The organism is Mycolicibacterium lacusdiani (assembly GCF_021916785.1).
In the GTDB taxonomy this organism is placed as follows: domain Bacteria; phylum Actinomycetota; class Actinomycetes; order Mycobacteriales; family Mycobacteriaceae; genus Mycobacterium; species Mycobacterium lacusdiani.
The window spans coordinates 91,544-106,494 of record NZ_JAKCFC010000010.1 but is presented as its reverse complement, the minus strand read 5'-3'; the positions used below and the strand labels follow the sequence as shown (position 1 = coordinate 106,494).

The 14,951-nt window shown below is 66.5% G+C and carries 15 protein-coding genes; 9 read left to right on the top strand and 6 right to left on the bottom strand.

The window, feature by feature from the left end:
* Positions 1 to 16: 16 nt before the first annotated feature.
* A complete protein-coding gene (locus LOK44_RS24515) occupies positions 17 to 424 on the bottom strand; it encodes a helix-turn-helix transcriptional regulator (protein ID WP_237572687.1) in 408 nt (135 codons plus the stop codon).
* 263 nt (positions 425 to 687) lie between these two features.
* On the opposite strand from LOK44_RS24515, the gene LOK44_RS24510 reads away from it, so the two are divergent.
* The 5 genes from LOK44_RS24510 to LOK44_RS24490 all read left to right on the top strand — a co-directional run bounded on the left by LOK44_RS24510 (position 688) and on the right by LOK44_RS24490 (position 6,743).
* On the top strand, positions 688 to 1,629 hold the full coding sequence (locus LOK44_RS24510; RefSeq protein ID WP_308192787.1) for a TerC family protein: 942 nt from the start codon (positions 688 to 690) through the stop codon (positions 1,627 to 1,629).
* Positions 1,630 to 1,736: 107 nt separating this feature from the next.
* The gene (locus LOK44_RS24505; protein WP_237572685.1) at positions 1,737 to 3,251 is read left to right on the top strand and encodes a proton-conducting transporter transmembrane domain-containing protein; all 1,515 of its coding nucleotides are present in this window, start codon (positions 1,737 to 1,739) and stop codon (positions 3,249 to 3,251) included.
* A gap of 8 nt (positions 3,252 to 3,259) precedes the next feature.
* Positions 3,260 to 5,815 (top strand): DUF2309 domain-containing protein, encoded by a 2,556-nt coding sequence (locus LOK44_RS24500; protein WP_237572684.1) that lies wholly within the window; start codon positions 3,260 to 3,262, stop codon positions 5,813 to 5,815.
* The gene (locus LOK44_RS24495; protein WP_237572683.1) at positions 5,812 to 6,132 is read left to right on the top strand and encodes a P-II family nitrogen regulator; all 321 of its coding nucleotides are present in this window, start codon (positions 5,812 to 5,814) and stop codon (positions 6,130 to 6,132) included. The genes LOK44_RS24500 and LOK44_RS24495 overlap by 4 nt, the downstream gene beginning before the upstream one ends.
* A gap of 26 nt (positions 6,133 to 6,158) precedes the next feature.
* On the top strand, positions 6,159 to 6,743 hold the full coding sequence (locus tag LOK44_RS24490; protein ID WP_372481310.1) for a carbonic anhydrase: 585 nt from the start codon (positions 6,159 to 6,161) through the stop codon (positions 6,741 to 6,743).
* Positions 6,744 to 6,867: 124 nt separating this feature from the next.
* Here LOK44_RS24490 and LOK44_RS24485 read toward each other — a convergent pair whose 3' ends face one another.
* From LOK44_RS24485 to LOK44_RS24475, 3 genes are all read right to left on the bottom strand, one after another.
* Positions 6,868 to 8,013, bottom strand: a complete 1,146-nt coding sequence (locus LOK44_RS24485; RefSeq protein ID WP_237572681.1) for a zinc-binding dehydrogenase — start codon at positions 8,011 to 8,013, stop codon at positions 6,868 to 6,870.
* Between the two features lie 70 nt (positions 8,014 to 8,083).
* Complete coding sequence (locus tag LOK44_RS24480; RefSeq protein ID WP_237572680.1) at positions 8,084 to 8,710, bottom strand: dihydrofolate reductase family protein; 627 nt, start codon at positions 8,708 to 8,710, stop codon at positions 8,084 to 8,086.
* A gap of 79 nt (positions 8,711 to 8,789) precedes the next feature.
* Complete coding sequence (locus tag LOK44_RS24475; RefSeq protein ID WP_237572679.1) at positions 8,790 to 9,047, bottom strand: DUF4235 domain-containing protein; 258 nt, start codon at positions 9,045 to 9,047, stop codon at positions 8,790 to 8,792.
* 312 nt (positions 9,048 to 9,359) lie between these two features.
* Between LOK44_RS24475 and LOK44_RS24470 the strand changes: the two genes are divergently transcribed.
* Complete coding sequence (locus tag LOK44_RS24470; RefSeq protein WP_237572678.1) at positions 9,360 to 10,163, top strand: bestrophin-like domain; 804 nt, start codon at positions 9,360 to 9,362, stop codon at positions 10,161 to 10,163.
* A gap of 16 nt (positions 10,164 to 10,179) precedes the next feature.
* On the opposite strand, the gene LOK44_RS24465 is transcribed toward LOK44_RS24470, so the two are convergent.
* Positions 10,180 to 10,935 (bottom strand): SDR family NAD(P)-dependent oxidoreductase, encoded by a 756-nt coding sequence (locus tag LOK44_RS24465; RefSeq protein WP_237572677.1) that lies wholly within the window; start codon positions 10,933 to 10,935, stop codon positions 10,180 to 10,182.
* Positions 10,932 to 11,705 (bottom strand): IclR family transcriptional regulator, encoded by a 774-nt coding sequence (locus LOK44_RS30010; protein ID WP_237572676.1) that lies wholly within the window; start codon positions 11,703 to 11,705, stop codon positions 10,932 to 10,934. Before LOK44_RS30010 ends, LOK44_RS24465 begins: the two co-directional genes overlap by 4 nt.
* Positions 11,706 to 11,846: 141 nt before the next feature.
* Here LOK44_RS30010 and LOK44_RS24455 point away from each other — a divergent pair, with 141 nt between their 5' ends.
* The 3 genes from LOK44_RS24455 to dmpG are packed head-to-tail and all read left to right on the top strand — an operon-like array spanning position 11,847 to position 14,780.
* On the top strand, positions 11,847 to 12,809 hold the full coding sequence (locus LOK44_RS24455; RefSeq protein WP_237572675.1) for a hypothetical protein: 963 nt from the start codon (positions 11,847 to 11,849) through the stop codon (positions 12,807 to 12,809).
* A gap of 28 nt (positions 12,810 to 12,837) precedes the next feature.
* A complete protein-coding gene (locus tag LOK44_RS24450) occupies positions 12,838 to 13,779 on the top strand; it encodes an acetaldehyde dehydrogenase (acetylating) (RefSeq protein ID WP_308192786.1) in 942 nt (313 codons plus the stop codon).
* Positions 13,776 to 14,780 carry a 4-hydroxy-2-oxovalerate aldolase gene (gene dmpG / locus LOK44_RS24445; RefSeq protein WP_237572674.1) on the top strand — a complete coding sequence of 335 codons (1,005 nt, stop codon included), beginning with the start codon at positions 13,776 to 13,778 and terminating at the stop codon, positions 14,778 to 14,780. Before LOK44_RS24450 ends, dmpG begins: the two co-directional genes overlap by 4 nt.
* The last annotated feature ends 171 nt before the right edge of the window (positions 14,781 to 14,951 follow it).

The following is a 14,951-nucleotide window of genomic DNA, read 5'->3' as shown; positions in this document are numbered from 1 at the left end:
CTGCGCATCCTCCGCCTTAGGTCAGGGCTTCTATCAACTCCGAGATGGTGTGCGCGGCCTCGACGGGGTGACGGAGGCGTCCGGACCTGTTGACCGTGTAGTGGTTCCGACGACCGACCTTGGTCTTGTCCAGATAACCACCACTGACGAGATCCGACAGGATCGTCTGCACAGATCTCTCGGTGATTCCCACGCGCTGGCCGAGTTCCCGGGCGGTCAGAGTCTCGTCGTGGGCGAGGCAGAGAAGTATGTGCGCGTGGTTGGTGAGGAACGTCCATCCGCGGGAGTGCTCCCTGGACTCGGCGTCCGACGTCGCGGGAGTCCTCGGCTTGGAGGCGGTCGCCTTCGCGCGCACCTCCCCCTCGTCTGCAGCGCGGGCGCGTGCTGGTCGGCGCCCGGTTGACGTACGTCGCGTCGTGACCATCGTGACCATGTTAGAGCTGAATTACGCGTTTGCGCTTTCATGAATCGTCGAGTCCTGCTTTCGCGGCCACTCGAGACCGTTGCCATCAGTCCTTGACATACGAAGTCGACTTCGTATGATGGGCGTTGGAGGGGAGTACCCGCCCAGCTTCAGATCGTCACTACGGCAGTTCCGTGCAACTGCCCGGTCTGAGCGCCACCGTCCGGCTGAAACGTCGGTGGTGGTCGGGAAGACCTCCGGTTTCACGACCGGAGGACATGACCGTGACCGTTCCGCTCTGGGCCTGGGCTGCCGTGCTCGGTGTCATTCTCATCATGCTGGCGATCGATCTCTTCGCCCATCGCAAGGCGCACGTCGTCGGTGTGCGGGAAGCCGCCATGTGGTCCGGCGTGTGGGTCACCCTGGGCCTCTCCTTCGGCGGCCTCGTCTGGTGGGTGTGGGGTGCGGAGTTCGCCGGGCAGTACTTCGCGGGGTACGTGATCGAGAAATCGCTCGCGGTGGACAACGTGTTCGTCTTCGCGATCATCTTCAGTTACTTCGCCGTACCGCGGGAGTACCAACACCGGGTGCTGTTCTACGGCGTCCTGGGCGCATTGGTGTTCCGGGCAGTGTTCATCGCCGCCGGCTCGGTCCTCATCGCCAGCTTCGCCTGGATCCTGTACATCTTCGGCGCGTTCCTGGTGGCGACCGGCATCCGAATGGCGTTGCACCGCAACGACACCATCGATCCCGAGCGCAGCATCGTGCTGCGCCTGTTCCGCCGGATGATCCCGGTCACCGATGAGTATCACGGCCAGAAGTTCCTCATCCGCCGCGCCGGCCGATGGGTGGCGACCCCACTGCTGGCAGTCCTGGTCCTCATCGAAGTCACCGACATCGTCTTCGCCGTGGACTCCATACCTGCCATCTTCGCGGTCACCCAGCAGCCGTTCCTGGTGTTCACGTCGAACGCCTTCGCCATCCTGGGGCTGCGGGCCATGTACTTCCTGCTCGCCGACCTGATGCACCGCTTCATCTACCTCAAACTCGGCCTCGCCCTGGTCTTGGTCTGGGTGGGCATCAAGATGCTGCTGCTGGAGGTCTACAAGATCCCCACCGGCATCTCGCTGGCCGTCGTCATCGCCCTACTCACCGTCGCGGTAACCGCCAGCTGGATGCGCACCCGCAACGAAGCTAGCCCTGCGCCCGCGGATGACGCGCGCTGAGGGCGGCCGAGCGCTGCGACACCCGAGCCTCCCGTAGTACCGTCTCCACCTGCAAGATATTTCACGAAGCTTGACACACGTTTTTTAATACGTGTAATTTGCTTCGTATGTTGCAGCCCGACACGATGGCACTGGCGGCGCTGATGACCGCGCCGCTGCTGGCAGCCATCAGCGCAGCGATACTTGGCCGACGAGTTCCGGCACTGACGGCCGGAATCGGCACCCTGGCCGCGGGACTGGGGTTCTTCGTCGCGGCGTTGTTGGCCATCACATCTGCCGACGGGGACGCCGCTCGCCTCGATGCCGGGGCCTTCTCGATGACCGCCGACCGATTGGCCTTGGCGCTCCTACTGCTGATCTTTGGCGTCAGCGCGGTGGCACAGGCATTCGCCATGCGATACATGACGGGCGACCCCCGCGCGGGTTGGTTCACCGGTTGTGCAGGATTACTGACCGCCGGATCCGCCATGTTGGCGACGGCGACGACCCTCGTCGGCCTTGCAGCGGCATGGACGCTGGCCGGCATCGCCCTCTGCTTGCTATTGGGCACCTACTGGCAAATGGCCAATGCGCGCGACGGCGTCCGACGCACCGCCATCGCATTCTCGATCGGCGATGGTGCGCTGTGGGTGGCCGTCGGTTTGTCTGCGACGCAGACGAAGTCGATCGATCTCGCCGATCTTCGTACTGCACCGATCGGCGGCGCGATGGCCGCTGTAATGACTCTGCTCATCGTCGTCGCCGCGCTGAGCCGGTCTGCCCAGATCCCGTTCCATCGGTGGCTGCCCGCGACCCTCACCGCCCCCACACCGGTATCGGCCATGCTGCACGCGGGGGTGGTGAACGCGGGCGGGATCCTGCTGATCAAATCGAGCCCTCTGCCCAGCCCCACCCTCGCAGCCGCCCTCGCGGTCATCGCTGGTGTCACCACGCTCGCATACGGAGCGACGATCACGCTGGTGAAGCCCGACGTCAAAGGCGCCCTGGCGTATTCGACGATGGCGCAGATGGGATTCATGATCCTCACGTGCGGCCTCGGACTGTGGGCCGCAGCCCTCATGCACCTGTTCGCGCACGGGTTCTACAAGGCGACACTCTTTCTCTCCTCCGGATCGGCAATCGCCCGGCACCACCGCACTGCTGGCATGCCCGCGCTTCGGCGGCTCGGTCGGCGCAAACCCGTGGCAATCGTGATCGCCGCGACGGTTCCGCTCGCGAGCATCTACGCAGCCATCACGGTCGTCCCATACGCTGCCGGTGGGCACATCGCCGAGCAAGCGATCCTGCTATTCGCTTGGGCGACTGGGGCAACCCTCACATGGGGCTGGTTGCAGCGCAGGCCCGACATGGGCGGAGTGCTCAGCGCAGCTGCTGTTCTAGTGCCCGCTGCCATCGCCTACCTGGCTTTGGTCAGTGCCGTCACCCATTTCTTGGCCCCCGCACTCCCGCCAGCCTCGGTACCGGCGCCCGCGGTATGGGCAGTCATCGCGGTGACCGCCGTCGCGCTCGGCCTGCTTGCAGGTGTGCGCCTGTCCCCGCGCGCCCGGCCGCTACAACGGGCGCTCTATGCCTACGCGCTCAGCGCAGGCACCATCCGATCTGCAACGACAGGACCGCAGTAGTGACAGAGATGACCGATCGGCAGCTCGATTCCCGTCGCACACGGCTACGCAGCGACGTCCGACTAGCTGCGCGTGCGCTCCCCACCCATTACCCACTTGGCACGTTCATCGCAGTCAACCCGCTTGGCGGCCTTCAGTCGATGCCCTTCGAACAGGCGATCCGTCGTGCAAGCGACCTCTATGGCATGCGCGGAACGTTCGACGAGGACACGTTCCGGTCGTTGCACGCGCGAGGACGGATCACCGATGCCGATGTCGAACAGGCGCTACTGCGCCGCTTCCCCAGGCTGCCGAAGGAGCCGCAAGTCGAGCTGTCCGGCCGTCGCATCACCGCGGTCGAGTTGTTGCGAGCTGACCTGGTGCACGGCGAACCCGTCTCAAACCCATTCAGGCGATATCGGATTCGGGCCGAGCAGGTGGCCTCCAACGCGGTCGACACCGTGGACGCCCAGGCCGCGAAGTGGTCGGCTGCCTTCCTCGGTGAGTCGGCGTGGCCCATGCCAGGCCGACACCTCGGGTTCTACTCGGCCTGGCGGATGCTCGCCCACAATGATCGGACGTTGTCTCCCGCCGTTCGTTCCGAACTACGTGCCTGTGCTGACCGCCCCGACGATGCCCTGCTCGAAGCGCTTCGCGCCCTCGACGTCGCAGACGAGGAGCGGGTTTCCTACTTCCAGGCGCACTTGACTCGCCAGCCGGGCTGGGCAGCCCACGTGCATTGGTGCTCAGACCGAGAGACCGGAATCGACCTCCTGCAGTACCTGGCGATGCGCGTGACGTACGAGGCTGCACTGCTGAAATACGACCAGCGCCAACCCACGCCAGTGCGGCACCAATCACCGGAACCTCCAACCGCCCGCGACCGGGTCGCTCGCCTCGTCGAGGTCTGGGCCCTGCCTCAGCCCTCCCGATCAGAAGCGATCACACTTGCCAGGCTATTGGCAGCGATGCCACCGCAAGCCCGGCCGATGATCTGGCAGAACGCCTACGAAGCTCACTACCAAGACGAACTCCTCTCGCGGCTGTCGATCGACTCCCGATCGCCCGCGTCGCCGGCCCACACACAGTTGATCGCGTGCATCGACACTCGATCAGAAGGCCTGCGGCGTCACCTCGAGGCTCGAGGCGACTACGAGACATTTGGTTTTGCCGGGTTCTTCGCCGTCGCAATACGCTTCACGAACATGCTGGGCGGCGCTCCAGTCGATTCGTGCCCGGTTTTGATCGCGCCGAGCCACGACGTCGTCGAGGAACCAGACACGAGATCGGGCGTTGCCACCAAGAGAACGGTCACGGGAGCTGTTCGAGTGGCAGGGGCCGAGTCGGCCTTCCACGCCGCCAAGGAATCCATGACGGGGCCATTCACCCTTGCAGAAGCGGCAGGGTGGATCGCGGGTCCGCTCGCGGCGGCGAAGACGCTAGCCCCGTCATTCGCAGGGAGTGTCCGACGCAGGTTCCGCTCCGTCATGGCTCCACCGGTGTCGACCAAGGTCAACGTGGACGCGATGCAATTGGCAGACCGCGCGCTCTTCGGCCTCGTCATGCTGAAGACGATCGGCCTGACCGAACACTTCGGTCGACTGGTGGTCTTGTGTGGCCACGAGAGCAGCACCGAGAACAACCCCTACCAAGCGTCGCTCGACTGCGGAGCCTGTGGAGGGCAGAGCGGTAGCCCCAATGCACGAACCGCTGCGCGCATCCTGAACCAGCCTGACGTACGCGACGAGCTTGCACGGTCCGGCATCCGCATTCCCGAACACACTCACGTCGTCGCGGCCGTGCATGACACGACTACCGACTGCGTCACCGTGCTCGACCCGCATCTCGTACCGCCGAGCCACCGCGCTGATCTCACCCGTCTCGAGACCGACCTCGCTGCTGCCGGACGCACGCTGGCCTCAGAGCGGTCCGCGACCCTCCCAGGTGCCGGAAAGCGGAAGTCGCCCAACGCAGCTGCGGCGCACGTTGCCGGCAGATCGGTTGATTGGGCGCAGGTGTATCCCGAGTGGGGATTGGCGGGTAACGCCGCGTTCATCATCGGTCCCCGCACCATGACACGCACGCTCGACTTGCAGCGTCGAGCGTTCCTACACTCCTACGACGGCGAAGCAGACGTCGACGGCACCGCCCTCGAAACCATCCTCACCGCACCACTGGTGGTCGCCCAATGGATCAACAACCAGTACTACTTCTCAACCGTTGCCCCCGCCGTGTTCGGCGCCGGGACGAAGACCATTCACAACGTGGTCGGCGACGTCGGAGTCCTCGCCGGCCACTCAGGCGACCTACGGCTCGGACTCCCGTGGCAGTCGGTCGGTCACGGGCACCGGCACGTGCACGAGCCCCAGCGCTTGCTTGCGATCATCGAGGCACCCCTCGCCCGCGTCGACGCCGTGATCAGTCGCAACCCCATCCTGCAACAGATCATCGGGAATGACTGGATCACCATCGCCGCTCGCGGACGGCCTGGAGAGCCGTGGCAACGCTGGACGCACACCGCCTGGCGGCCATGGAACGGAACGCCCATCGAAGAAACCGCTCACAACGAGGAGATGTTCTCATGACACCTGCATTGACCAAGATGACGAAGATCGAAGTCGTCGTCAGCGGAAGCGACACCCCAGCGGTGAGGGAACTCATCAGCAGTGTCGGCGCCACCGGATACACCAGTCTGTCCGGGGTTTCGGGGCTCGGCCATCACGGCTACCGGCAAGGTCGTCTCCTGTTCAATCAGCAGGCAACGCTCGAACTGATCATCACCGTCGTACCCGACGAGAAAGCCGACGCGCTCCTCGCCGGCCTGCGGCCACTACTGGACGCGTCCTCCGGCGTCATGTTCGTCAGCGACACCTACGTCAGCCGCCCCGAATACTTCAGCTAGCCAATCCGCGAAAGGTGTCTTCTGTCATGGTTTCTCCTTCAATGGCCTGGGATCGACTCCGTGAGGCCAGCCAGAATCGCTCCGCGAAGCCGACAGTCCACCCCGTCGCTGCGCTCTTCCGATGCTCCGACGCGCAGCAGTCGAGTGAAGCGATGTTCGGGCCGCAGAGCCCCCTCATAGACGTCAGCACATGGGGGCACACCATCGACGCGAGCGTTCTGGCCAGCATCGAACATGCCGTCGAGGCAATGGAAGTCCCACTGATCGTCGTGCTCGGCCACGATGACTGCTCTGCGATGAGGGCGGCACTGCACGCATGGGAGAGCGCCGAACTGCCCTCGGGTGCCATGCGCGCAACCGTGGAACATGCCTTGCTGTCGGTAGTACACCGCGGAACCACCGCCGCCACGGTCGAGTCCATCACGACGGCTCACATCGCCCAGACCGGCCTGCTCCTGATGCAGCGATCGCCCGTGGTGGCACGATTGGTCGACGCCGAGAAGCTTGGCATCGTCTGCGCCACCTACGATGACGCCGAACGTCGGTTCCGTCTCCACGCCACCGTGGGCATCATCGGCGAGGACACGCGCGGCCTGGTGGAGTGCGTTTAGCAGCGGACGACACCTCCTTCATCTAGCTGCCCTCGTGGTTTGCGCCCACCCTGCCCGCCTGGTGCCTGCCGCGACGGCCCTACCGCGCGTCTTCGGAGGCGCGGTCAACCAGCTGGCGTACTGACTACTGGGCCGAATGCGGCGTCACGAGGAACTTCTCTCCCGTCGCGCGCTTGACGTAGGCGGTGAACGCCTCGGGTGCCAGCATCCCGGCCAATGACACCTCACGGGTGTAGGTGCTGGCGAACGTGGTGGTGAGTTCTTCGCCCACCCGCGCGCGGAGCCGGCCGATCGTCTCGGCGCCTGCGGTCTGCAGGAATGGGGTGAGCAGCCATCCGCCCAAACCCCATGCCATGCCGAAGTTCCTGGTGAGCACCGTCGGGCCCGTGTCGAGCCCGCCGTAGACGTACACCTGCTTGTGGACGGCCGACCCGTAGCGGGAGTACTCCGCCGCCGCTGCGTTGATCGCCTGCTCCATCGCATTGAGGATGTCGCTGGCCAACCTTCCTCCGCCCGTGGCGTCGAACGCGAGCGTCGCCGACGTCGCCTTGAGCGCCTCGACGAGATCGGTCGCAAAGGACGGCGACGACGTGTTGCACACGTGCGTTGCCCCGAGCCCGCGCAGCAGGTCCTCCTGCTCCGCCTTGCGGACCACGTTCACCAGCGGCACCCCGTCCTTGGCGCACAGCTTGACGAGCATCTGGCCGAGGTTCGACGCGGCCGCGGTGTGCACCAGGGCCGAGTGGCCCTCGCGGCGCATGGTCTCCACCATCCCGAGGGCGGTCATGGGATTGACGAACGACGATGCGCCGTCCTTCGCCGAAGTGCCCTCGGGCAGAACGAGACACGATGCGGCGCCGACCACGCGATACTGGCTGTACATCGCGCCGCCGGCGACGCCTACCGTCCTGCCGAGGAGCGCCTGCGCGGCCGGGGACGATCCCGCGGCGACGACGGTCCCCGCACCCTCGTTGCCCACGGGAAGTGACTCGTCCACGCGAGCGGACAAGGCCTTCAGCGCGCCCGCGCCCAGCTGTGCCGTCACGACGGGACGCTCCGGTGTGCCCTCGACCTTCGCCGCGGACATGTCAGCGCCGGCGACGAGCAGTCCCAGGTCCGATGGATTGATCGGGGCCGCCTCGACGCGAACCAGCACCTCGTCGACGCCGGGTGCCGGGACGCTCACGTCCTGCAGGGAGAGTTCGAGCGTGCCCTGCGACGTCACGAGCGAGCGCACTTCCAGCGCGGTGTCGGGTAACGGTGCGGTCATGGCTGGTGCCTCGTTCCTGTCAGGCGGTCTGGCACCAGTGTGCCCGCGTGTCGGCCCCCCGCATCGCGCATCACGTCGCCGAGGCGCGCTCGGGCGCACTCATGTCGCCGGTCTCGGGCGTCCCGTCGGCCAGCCCGTAACGCAGGAACACGGTGCCCTTCGGGCTGGCCACCGGAGGCTCGAGGAGCGCCAGGCTCGTGGGCACCGCGCCATCGTCGAAGACCTTCTTCCCGACTCCGAGGACGATCGGATGCACCCATAGGTCGAGGCGGTCGAACAGCTTCTCGCGCAACAGGGTCTGGACCAGGTTCAGGCTGCCGACGACGACCACGTGCTCGTGTCGGTCGCGAATCTCGCGCACTTCGCGTGCCAGGTCCGGACCGAGTCGAGTCGAGCCGGCCCAGGAGAGATCGGGTTTCCCACGGGAGGCCACGTACTTCGGGACGGCGTTGAAGAGCGTGGCGAACTCGTCGTCCCGCTCGGGCCAGAAGGCGGCGAAGATGTCGTAGGTGCGCCTGCCCAGCAGAAGGGCATCGGTGCCCTCGTAGGCAGCATCGATCTGGGCACCTGCGACCTCGTCGATCAGGGGCGCCTGCCATCCGCCGAACGAGAATCCGATCGGGTCCTCGTCGGGTCCCCCGGGCGCCTGCCCGACGAGATCGACCGTTGCGAACACTTCGATGTGGATGAGGCCCATGCGATGCTCCCGTCAGAGTTGGTCGTCTCAGTCGGGAGGTGGACCCGTGGGCCGTGCGGAATTCATCGCCAGCGGCGAATCAGCTGCCGGGCCACTCGCCGGTCGCCCGCTGGAACATCCGGGCACCTTGGCGGTCGATGACGGTCTTGACCACGCCGAAGATGGCGCCCTGGATTGCGGCGGCGATCAGGATCTGGCGCAACGGATACTCGGTCTCCAGCGGACCTGGCGGGTCCGCCTTGGGTCCCGGCGCCGCCCTCTGCCAGATCTGCTTGAAGATCGCGGTCGCAATGACACCACCGAGCAGAGAACCGGCCAATCCGAATGGCCTGTACATGATCTTCGCCGTCGTGCTGGATTGATTTGGCATCAAGGCCCCTTTCGCTGTTGTCTGGCAACAGTTGGTCGTCGGGGGCGAGATGCCCGCAACCGGGGGCAGCCAAACCGCCAGACCAGAAAAGGCCAGCTCAGGACGGTGCGATCGGAGCCGACGAGTGGGTTCTGAGTCGCGGGCGCACAGACGATGTGTAGTCACTGCGTTGACGCCGCCGAAAGTGCAGTAGTCGGTTTCTCACCGTGCGCGCTTGCGTGGCCCCACAATGGGCGGGCGGTGCTCGCAGCGATCACCGCATTTTGCGATGAGATCTTCATGCTCACTCTGTTGGCGGGGGCGGTACTCGTCATCGTGGTGACGACTGCAGTCGTCGTGAAGCTGTCGGCGCGGCGTCGCGCACCGGACCCTGGTTGGTTCATCGACAGCACCCGGGCCGCAGGTGCTCTCACGGTGATCGGCACGATGTTCGCGGTGCTGCTTGCCTTCACCATCTTCTACGCGCTGCAGAACTATCAGCGCGCCCGCGACGGCGGCACCATGGAGGCCATCTCCGTCACGGAACTGCACAACGTGGCAGACGTCCTCGAGGGGCACGACGGCACGCGCCTGCACGGCGACTTGATTTGTTATTCGCGCGCCGTCGTCGCCGACGAGTGGCCTGCGATGGAGCGCGGAGAATCCTCCGCTGCAGTGCAAGGCTGGGTCGACACGATGGTGACGGACTTCGCGGCGATCACTCCGACCACCGCGAAGCAGGAGGCGGCGTACAGCCAGTGGTTCGACCAGCAGGCGCAGCGCCGCGACGGACGCCGCGCCCGCGCCGCCGAGGCCGCACCTTCGGTGCCGATGCCGCTGTGGATCGTCCTCGGCATCGGCGCGACCTCCATCCTCACCTACATGTGCGTGCAGGCCGACCGCCGCGAGGGCGCCGTGGTCCAGGCGTTGCCCATTGCGTTCGTCTCAGCCCTCGTGACGTCGGCAATGCTCGTGGTGGGGTTCCTCGACCATCCCTACGACGACTGGTCGGGCAGCATCGAGCCCTCTCAGATGCGGGTGACGCTGCAGCTCATCGACGACGGCCACGACGCGCCATGCGACACGGGTGGCCTGCCGACGTAACGCCTCGGGTCGCGGGCTACTGGGCGGTGTATCCGCCGTCCACGTTGATCGTCGTCCCGGTGACGTAGGCGGCGTCGTCCGAGAGCAGGTAGACGACGGCCGCCGCGACGTCCTCGGGTATGGCGACGCGCCCCAGCGGAATTCGGGACACCACGTCGCGTGCGGTCCGTTCGGGGTCCGCAGAGCCCGAGAGCCAGGCGTCGTACAGCGGAGTCGCGGTCATTCCCGGCGCCACCTCGTTGACCCGGATGCCTCGTGGAGCGAGTTCCACGGCGGCCGAGAGCGTGAAGGCGTGCACTGCTCCCTTGGACGCCGCGTAGACAGCCATCTCGGGCACGCCCGCGTACGCCAGCCGGGACGTCACGTTGACGATCGACCCGCCATGCGATGGCATGGCCCGGACCGCAGCCCGCGTCATCGCGATGGTGCCGAACGCGTTGACCTCGAACACCTTTCGCACGTCGTCCATCGAGACGGACTCGAGGGGTCCGGTGTGGTCGAGCGCCGCGTTGTTCACCACCCCGTCGACGGCGCCGAAGGATGCGACGCAGGCGCCAAGCACCTCGTCGGCCGCCGTCGGATCCACGAGGTCCGCGGCGACGAAGTGGGCGCGGTCACCCAGTGTCTCGACCAGCGCCCGTCCCCTATCGACGTCTCGGCCGGTCGCCACGACGCACGCGCCGTCGGCGTGCAGTCGGACCGTGGTCGTCCAGCCGATTCCCGAGGTAGCGCCGGTGATCACGACGGCCTTGCCGTCGAGTCGCAGGGTCACGGCAGTTTGGCCGCGATCTCGCGTGCTGCAGCGATCACCTGCGTGCCTGCGTGTTCCAGGTTCTCCGGGGTCAGTCGGTGGGTCAGGAAGCTGATGCTCAGCGCGTAGCGAGACGGTTCGCCGTTGGAGTTCGGCACGGCTGCGGCCACGCACGTCAGTTCCTCGGCCGCCTCCTCCCGGTCGACGGCGAAGCCGTGCTCCCGGATGTCCTTGATCTCGGCCGCCATCTTCTTCATCGACGTGATCGTGTGCGTGGTCAGCTCCGGTAGGCCGGCCGTAGCCACGATGTCGCGCCACACGCTGTCTGGCATGGTTGCCAGCAGCGCCTTGCCCAGTGCAGACGCGTGCCAGGGGTCGGTCTGACCCACGTCACTGACCTTCTTGACCGCCCGCCTCCCCTCGACCACGTCGAGGATCACCACGCTGCGGTCCTTGTGCACGGCGAAGTTGACCGTCTCGTTGAACTCGTTCACCAGGCGCTCCATGGTGGGGACCACCGCGTCGGACGGTACCTGGTTCGAGAAGGCGCGTTGCCCGAGTCGGAAGATCTCCCAGCCGAGCCGATACTGGTTGGCGTTGAAGCGTTCTACGTAACCGAGCGACGACAGAGAGTTCAGGTAGCGCAGCACCGTCGCCTCGTTCAGCTCTGTGCGCCTTGCGATTTCGGTCAAGTTCCCGACCTCGGAGTCGGCCACGGCCGTGAGGATCCTTGCCGTGCGCTCGACGCCGATGAGAGTCGAAGGCTTCTCCGAGACCGATGCTGCTTTCACTCAGTGAAGGTTACCAGCACACAGCGATTCGGCCGTCCCTGTTGACAGGCGAGTCCGTAGACCTTAAATTTCATTCAGCGCAGTTAGTTATCACTCAGTGAAAAACGGATCAAGCGCAGTCCGTTCCTCGAAGGAGACGCGATGCCCACCGCAGCCGAAAGCCGTACCTCCAAGGTCGACGGAGCCAGCATCCTGGCCTCACAAGATCTCTTGACGGCCGACGACTACGCCCTCACCCCGTCTACGAAGGCGTTCGACGACGGCGGGAGGTACCGACTGGAAATCTCTGGCGTCGAACGCCTCTCGACTCTCGAGGCCATGCTGGACGAGGCCGATGCGCAAGGCGTCTTCATCCACCGCGTCATCGCCTTCGGCGGCGGCACCACACTGCTGACCACCAAGGAACTGAGCGACGTCGCCGCGCTGGCCGCGGAGCGTGCCATCGAACTGATCGCGGTGCCCGGCCCGCGGACCGGCTGGGACCTCGGCCGTCAGGCACTGAGCACCGAGGGCCAGGCCGGTGGACGACGCGTGCGCGGCCTCGACAACATCCGCTATCTGCTCGACGACTACCTCAGGATCTTCTCGACCGGCATCCGCGGCGTGCTGGTCTGGGATGAGGGCGTGCTCGACATCCTCAACAAGGCGCGCGATGCCGGCCACATCCCGGCCGATGCGAAGTTCAAGATCTCGGTCTACGCGGGTCATGCGAACCCGGCGTCCATCCGGATCCTGCAAGATCTCGGTGCCGACAGCGTCAATCCCGTCGGCGACCTGTCCCGGCCGATGCTCGCCGCCATCAGGAACTCGGTCGACGTGCCGCTCGACGTCTGGGCCGAGACCTTCGAGTCCTTCGGCGGGATGAACCGGCTCTGGGAGGCCGGCGACATCGCGCGCGTCGCAGGGCCGGTCTACTTCAAGATCGAGCCCGGCGAGTCCGAGGCCGTGATGTACAACGGCTGGGTCCGCCCCGAATTCCACTCGGAGTTGGTGCGCCACAAGGTTCGTCACGCCGCAATCCTCAATGAGTTGGTGCAGACCAGTGCTCCGGACGTGGCAGTGTCCCCCGCCCCGCGTACCGCTGCTCACGCGCTCACCAACTGACCTTCGAGAACCGGCGAACGGACGACGAGTGACTCGACGACATTTGGCCGCAATCATCGGCTCGGGCAACATCGGTACCGACCTGATGATGAAATTGCGCCGTTCCACGGTGCTCGACGTCGCGGCGATGGCGGGGATCGACCCGGCCAGTGACGGTCTCGCGCGCGCATCGGCGCTCGACGTGGCCGTCACCGCCGGTGGCGTCGACGGGCTACTCGGGCTCGACGCATTCGACGACGTCGAGGTGGTGTTCGACGCCACCAGTGCCAGCGCCCACCACGTCAACGACGCCACGCTCGCCCGGTCCGGCAAGCGCGTCGTCGACCTGACTCCCGCGGCGATCGGCCCCTTCGTCGTGCCCGCGGTCAACATGGCCCGCGTCACGGGGCACCGGAACCTCAACATGGTGACGTGCGGTGGTCAGGCCACCGTTCCCGTCGTCGCCGCGATGGCCGGCGTCACCGCGGTCCACTACGCCGAGATCGTCGCGTCCATCTCGTCGCGGTCGGCGGGCCCGGGAACCCGTGCCAACATCGACGAGTTCACCAGCACGACGGCACGCGCCATCGAGACCGTGGGCGGTGCTGCACGCGGCAAGGCCATCATCGTCCTCAACCCGGCCGAGCCGCCGATGCTGATGCGCGACACCGTCGCTGCGCTGGTGTCCGCGACCGACGAGGACGTGCTCGAGTCGGCAGTGGCGGCGATGGTCGCCGACGTCGCGCGGTACGTGCCGGGATATCGCCTGGCGCAGCAGGTCCGGACCTCACCCGTCCCGCAGGGTGACCCTCGGCGGCGGCTGGCCGGGGTCGCCGGGCACGGCGACCTGACGCAGGTGACCGTCTTCCTCGAAGTGGAGGGCGCCGCCGACTACCTCCCGGCGTATGCGGGGAATCTCGACATCATGACCGCAGCCGCCGTTCGGGTCGGCGAACGGCTGGTCACCATGACGCCGGAGCCCGTCCGATGACGACCGACGTGTACGTCCAGGACGTCACGCTGCGCGACGGCATGCACGCCGTCGGTCACTCGTTCAGTCTGGCCAATGTCAGGCTCATCGCGAGCGCGCTTGACGCTGCGGGTGTCGCGGCGATCGAGGTGGCGCACGGCGACGGCCTTGCCGGAGGCAGCCTGACCTATGGCGCAGGCGCGCACGACGACGCAGCGTGGATCAGTGCTGCGGCTGAGGTCGTTCAGACCGCCCGCCTGACAACGCTTCTCATTCCGGGAATCGGGACGCTGGACGACCTGCGCGCAGCCGCCGACCTCGGCGTGACCTCGGTACGGGTGGCCACCCACTGCACCGAGGCCGACATCGCCAGGCAGCACATCGGAACTGCACGGGACCTCGGCCTCGACGTCGCAGGCTTCCTCATGATGTCGCACCTCTGTCCGCCCGACCGTCTCGCCGAGCAGGCGAAGGTCATGGAGGACGCCGGTGCCCGATGCGTCTACGTCACCGACTCGGGTGGCCGGCTGACCATGACCGGCGTCCGCGACCGGGTGCGCGCCTACCGCGACGTGCTGGCACCGACGACGTCCATCGGCGTGCACGCACACCACAATCTGGCGCTGGGAGTGGCCAACTCGCTCGTCGCCGTCGACGAGGGCGCGCACCGCGTCGACGCATCGCTCACGGGTCTCGGTGCGGGAGCGGGCAACTGCCCATTGGAGGCGTTCATCGCCGTCGCCGAACTCAACGGGTGGCGCCACGGTTGCGACCTGTACGCCCTGATGGACGCCGCCGACGACATCGTGCGACCGCTGCAACGGCGGCCGGTGCGGGTGGACCGCGAAACCCTGACTCTGGGCTTCGCGGGCGTCTACTCCAGTTTCCTCCTGCACGCCGAGCGCATCGCCGCCGACGTCGGCGTCGAGACTCGCGACCTGCTGGTCGAAGCCGGCCGCAGGTCGATGGTCGGCGGCCAGGAAGACCTGCTCCTCGACCTCGCTCTCGACATGAGGAGGTGAGGGAGACCCCAGCCGGGGCCAGGTCACCGCACCCTTCACACGCCCAAGACACGAGGAATGAACGACTATGGAGAACGTCACTGCATCCTTGCCCCCGCGACGGCCGACGCCAACGGCCGTCGATCCGCCACCGTCCGACACGTCGCCGCCTGCCGGGCGGCGCAATCATGG